Origin of the sequence: Micromonospora sp. NPDC048830 (genome assembly GCF_043198215.1) — a bacterium.
In the GTDB taxonomy this organism is placed as follows: domain Bacteria; phylum Actinomycetota; class Actinomycetes; order Mycobacteriales; family Micromonosporaceae; genus Micromonospora.
The window spans coordinates 1-5,738 of record NZ_JBICUP010000101.1 but is presented as its reverse complement, the minus strand read 5'-3'; the positions used below and the strand labels follow the sequence as shown (position 1 = coordinate 5,738).

Here is a 5,738-nt window from a genome sequence, read left to right as displayed (position 1 = left end):
CGAGTCCATGCTGGCGGTGATTAGATGGGCGTTTTCACGGACGACGCGGTGTACCTGGCCTTCGTCGTCGGCGAAGGGTGCGAAGACCCGTCCGCGCGGGTCGTCACGGTCGCGCCAGGGGAAGGCGTCGTCCCATGCCGCCTCTGGTTGGACCTTGTCTGTGATCTCTTTCATCAGCACGAGTTCTACGTCGGCTGATACTTCTTCCTTGTCCTTGACCCAGATGTTCTTGGTCCGTCCCCGACCGAGGTAATGCCGCTCCAGTGGTGTGGTGCGTGGGTCTGGGTTGGCTTGGTCGGGGTGGGGCCGCGACCTGACGGTGGCCGTCAGTCGGGGAGGCGACGAGGTCTGCGCTGCCGGTTGCTCCTGGCCGGCCTGCGCCTGCCGGGGCTGGGTGGGGACCGGTGCGGATGTCGGATGGGAAGCCCCGGTGTCCTGCTGGTCGTCGTTGACGGCGGCGGCGGCGTTGTAGTGGTTGAGGTTGGTCGGGTTGTTCGGGTCGGCCGCGACGTGGTACAGGTCGACCGGCAGGTCGGTGTCTTCCGGGCCGTACGCGGCGCTTGTCGTCGGTTGCGCTCCCTGCCGGGGTACCCGCCAGATGGTGACCCGGCGGCCGGTGGCGTGGGCCAGCAGGGGGCCGAGGAACTCCGCGGCCGGGGTGCTCCACTGCTGTTGCCAGTTGTCCACCGTTGATCGGACCACGGCGAGTTCGTCGGGTTCGAGTTGGCGGGGGGACTCGGTCAGCACGCTGACCAGATAGTTCCGGGCCGTGTCGGGGTGCAGGTTCTCCACCGGGAAGCCCTGGCCGTGTTGCGTGAGGAAGTCCAGTTGCCGCTGCGGTACGTCCGTCGGCGCGCCGAGATCCAGCGACCCGCCGGGCAGCATCGCCATGGCACGCACCGCGTGGTACCGGTGCGCGATCACGTCCGGAGGCAGCATGCCGGCGTCGGTGACGTACGTGCCGCCGTCGGTGACGTGAGGGCTGCCGTCGGTGACGTGAGGGCTGCCAAGGTAAGTCAGCCAATTCAGCACCTGCTGGTGGCTCAGGCCCTCCACCTGCTGCTCACGCTGCTCGCGGAAGTTGATCCGCTGCCTGGTCACCTCGGGGGGCAACTGCCCGGCGTTGCTGTCCAGGTACCGCCGGACGTGGGCCTGCAACAGCTTGCTCACCTGCGCGAGCGGGGACCCGGGGGGTACCTCCGGGCCGACCAGCCCCACCACGCTGGTACGCACCCGGCCGGGATCGGACAGGAACTGGTCCAACTCCCCGGGCAGGTGCGGGCGCAGCACGTCACGGACCCCGATCGGATCGGTGGCGATGAAGGCGTACAGCATGCAGTACCCGTCACCCGGCACCGGCAACATCGGATCCGGGCCGGCCACCGATGCGATGGCCGGCCGCTGGACGGACCTCAACGACGACGGGTCCACCACAACATCCCAGAACGCATTGGCTGATCTTTGCGTAGCGCCCGCCTGGCCGGCCGCCTGCTGCCAACGCTCCAACGGCTGCGGCTGCGGCTGCGGCTGCGGCTGCTGCTGCGGCGGGGGGGCGGCCGGCGGAGTCCGCACTGCCGGTTGCCCCTGGTCGACCTGCGCGCTCGCCGACCTTGGCCGCTGCTGGCCCTGCGACGTGTTCCCGACCGCCGGACGGGCCCACGACCCGTCGACCGGTGGGGTCGGGTCGTCTGTGTCGGGTCCGGGGACATCTACCGCGTCGTCCTGCTCTGCTTGGTATGCCTCGGCTCCGGATCCGGTTGACGCGGGTGTCACCGGAACAGCGTTGTCGGGGGACCCGCCGGTCAGCTGCGGCGGGTCTCCCTCCGTCCACCCACCCGCATCCACGGCTCGGTGGGATTTGTACTCGTAGTTCTGCAGGCTCTTCAGGTCCTTTTTGGTGGGGGCCGGGTCCAGCCACCGCCAGAACGGGCCGCCCTTCTGGCCCTTCAGGCCCTTGACCTTGATCCACGCGGCCGGCTCACCCTCAGGCGACTCGTCCGTGCGGCGGTGACCGAACCCGACCGTCGCCTTCCGGTTCGCAGCGACCGAACCGACACTCCGCCTCTTGCCGTCCACCGTGAACGGCAGCCGCCCTTGCGGGTCGATCGGGATCTCTTTGGTGTCCCCGCCGGTCAGCTCCGGCGGGTCCCCCGCCGTCCACCTGCCCGCATGCATGGTCCGGGGCGTGTATTTCTTCAGGTTCTGCAGGTCCTCCTCGGTGGGGGCCGGGTCCAGCCACCGCCAGAACGGGCTGCCCTTCCGGTCCTTCAGGCTCTCGACCTCGATCCACGCGGCCGGCTTACCCTTATGCGACTCGTCCGTGCGGCGACCGAACCCGACCGTCGCATCCCGGTCCGCAGCGGGCACACCGACAAGCCGCGTCTTGCCGTTGAGCGTGAACGGCAGCTGCCCTCGCGGGTCGATGTGGATCTTTTTGGTGTCCCCGTCGGTCAGCTCCGGCGGCTTCCCCGCCGTCCACCTGCCCGCATGCCCGCTCCGGGGCGTGTATTTCTTCAGGTTCTGCAGGTCGTCCTGGGTGGGGGCCGGGTCCAGCCACAGCCAGAACGGGCCGCCCTCCCGGCCCTCCAGGCTCTCGACCTTGATCCACGCGGCCGCCTCACCCTCAGGCGACCCGTCCGTGCGGGGACCGAACCAGACCGTCGCCATCTGGTCCGCAGCGGCCACACCGACACCCGGCGTGCCGCCCACCGGGAACGGCAGCTGCCCTTGCGGGTCGATCGGGACCTCTTTGGTGTACCCGTCGGTCAGCTGCGGCGGGTCCCCCGCCGTCCACTCGCCCGCATCCACGTTCCGGTTCTCGTAGGTCCGCAGGCTGTCCAGGTCGTCCTGGGTGGGGGCCGGGTCCAGCCACAGCCAGAACGAGTCGCCCTTCCGGCCCTCCAGGCTCTCGACCTTGATCCACGCGGCCGCCTCACCCTCAGGCGACCCGTCCGGGCGGGGACCGAACCAGACCGTCGCCATCTGGCCCGCAGCGGCCACACCGACACCCGGCGTGCCGCCCACCGGGAACGGCAGCTGCCCTTGCCGGTTGAGCGGGACCTCTTTGGTGTACCCGTCGGGCAGCTGCGGCGGGTCCCCCGCCGTCCACTCGCCCGCATCCACGTCCCGGTTCTCGTAGGCCTCCAGCCTCTTCAGGTCCTTTTTGGTGGGAGCCGGGTCCAGCCACCGCCAGAACGGGCCGCCCTCCCGGTCCTTCAGGATCTTGACCTTGATCCACGCGGCCGCCTCACCCTCAGGCGACCCGTCCGTGCGGGGACCAAACCAGACCGTCGCCATCTGGTCCGCAGCGGCCGCACCGACACCCGGCTTCTTGCCGCGCGGGAGCTTCAGCCGCCCTTGCCGGTCGATCCGGATCTCTTTGGTGTCCCCGCCGGTCACCTTCGGCGGGTTCCCCTCCGTCCACTTGCCCGCATGCACGGTCCGGGGCTCGTAGTTCCGCAGCTTCTCCAGGTCGTCCTCGGTGGGGGCCGGGTCCAGCCACCGCCAGAACGAGCCGCTCTCCCGGTCCTTCAGGCTCTCGACCTTGATCCACGCGGCCGCCTCACCCTCAGGCGACCCGTCCGTGCGGGGACCGAACCAGACCGTCGCCACCTGGTCCGCAGCGGCCGCACCGAAACCCAGCCTTCTGCCGCCCACCTTGAACGTCAGATGCCCTCGCGGGTTGAGCTGGATCTTTTTGGTGTCCCCGCCGGTCAGCTCCGGCGGCTCCCCCTCCGTCCACCCGCCCGCCACATCAGCTGGGAGTCCTGCCCGATCGCCTGTGCGCGGCGCCGCCGCCTCGCCCAACTCGACGTCCTGGACCATCGGCTCGGGGCCGAACTCACCCGAGTCGGGCCCGCCGGGCGCTGCCCCCCGTCCCCGGCCCGCAGGCCGGCGCAGGCGCCCCTGACCGGTGCCCGCCTGCGGGCCGGCACCCTGATCGTGCCCGACGGTCCCGCTGCCGGACACCGCGATATCGATCCCGAACGCCACCGAGACCAGATGCGGCAAAACCCGCGTCAGGCCGGGCACAGACCTCCCCCTTAAATCCAACGCCTCCCGCAACACCTCCAACGAAGAACCGGACAAATCCAGGCGATCCCGGAAATCCGTACGCTGGACGATCCGGTCAACCTCGACGGCCAGATAGTGGCGGACATCATCAATCTCCACCGTCGGCAGACCGAGCGTCCCCGCCACCTGGCCCCCCGCACTCTTCAGCACCCGCTGGAAGAAGCCATCCCAGTCCGAGGAATCCACGATCTCCGGCCGGGCCGGGGCCGCCGTCACCGACGGCGCCACGGCACCACCGTCCCCCCCGAAAGCCTCCGCGATCTGACCGGAACCGGGTACGGCGCTCGGGCCCGGCGGCGGCGCGAACACACCGGCCGAGTGCGGGCCCAGCACAGCGGCCTTCTCCGCCCGCTCCCGGCCCGAGGGCACGTAGGCCCCGTCACCGTCACTGTCACTGTCACTGTCACTGTCACTGTCGTCCATCAGGTCGTTGCCGACAGGCTCGGCCGGCGGCCTCTGGAACCTCGGCGGCACGTCGAAGCCCCTGTCCCACCACTCCTGCACCGCGGCCGGGCCCCGCGCCGCGCTGGCCGCACCCGCCGGCCGTACCGCAGGACCGTCACTGCCCACCACACCCGCGTAATGAGGCTTGAGGATCTCCACGATGTCCCCAAGATCCTCGTCGGACAAACTCCAATCATCACCATGCCTGTGCGGGCCCATCAGCGTCGAATCGTCCCTGTCGACAACACCCGCCCCGTGCACGACCTCATGCACATACACCCCAGGCTTTTCACCCGCCGCCCAACGACGCTGATCCGTCCCGCTACCCTTGGCAACGACCGTGACCTTCTGATGGGCCAGGGCCTCATCGTCCACGAACTGCACTTCCCACCGCAGCGTCTTGCCGACCTCCGGCAACACCGCCGGCTTGCCGTTCAACGCGGCGATACCGTCCAGAGTGTCCTGCTTCACCTGCTTCACCGCGTCCTTCGGACCCTCCACAAACAACCGCCGCCGAATAACCCACTCATCCCCCGGAACCAGCGCAAACCGCACCGCGATCCGCTCACCACTATCCGGCAGCCGCCGCACCCCATCCCGGCTGACATCAAACGCGTGGACGAAACGTGGCTTACCGCGGCGGTCCACATCACGCTTCGGCCGCCACCGCTCCGCATCAATCTCGACCGGCTCCACCGAGCCTCGCGCCGTGGCGGCTCCTGCCGCACTCGACGCGGCTACCGTGGATACGGCCACGCCGGCCACATCCTCGACGTCGACCACAGTGTCAGAGCCGGCCGGAGGAGCCCATTCCTCCGGTACGACACCCAGCGTGGGCGAGTAGTCGGACCCGGACAGGCTCGGATCCGGGTCCTCCGGAAGCGGACCGAGCTCGACGTCGGTCGGGTCCAGCGCGGTGTTGCGCCGGGTCGGGGGCACCAGAATGCTGGCGATCGAGCCGGACAGGCTGCCCGCCGGGCCTGTGTTCGGGTTCGAGAGGCTGGTCGTGAGATCGACGAACGAGGATTCACTACCCGACCACTCCCGGTTGTTCTGCGCGTACTCGAGTACGGCCAGCATCTGGTCCAGCCGGGCCAACGGGTTGTCGACGGTCTGGCTCTCCCACGCCATCGTCAATTTCCTGGTGAGGCTCTCCGGGCTCTCCATGACCTCGGGCTGGTTCGCGTCCGACACCACGAAGATGTAGTTGCTGTCCATCC

The 5,738-nt window shown here is 69.4% G+C and carries 1 protein-coding gene; it reads right to left on the bottom strand.

Features of this window, described 5'->3' with window-relative positions; genetic code table 11:
- The coding region (locus ACGFIZ_RS33950) for a hypothetical protein (protein ID WP_393427371.1) at positions 1-5,738 on the bottom strand (5,738 nt) is incomplete at both ends.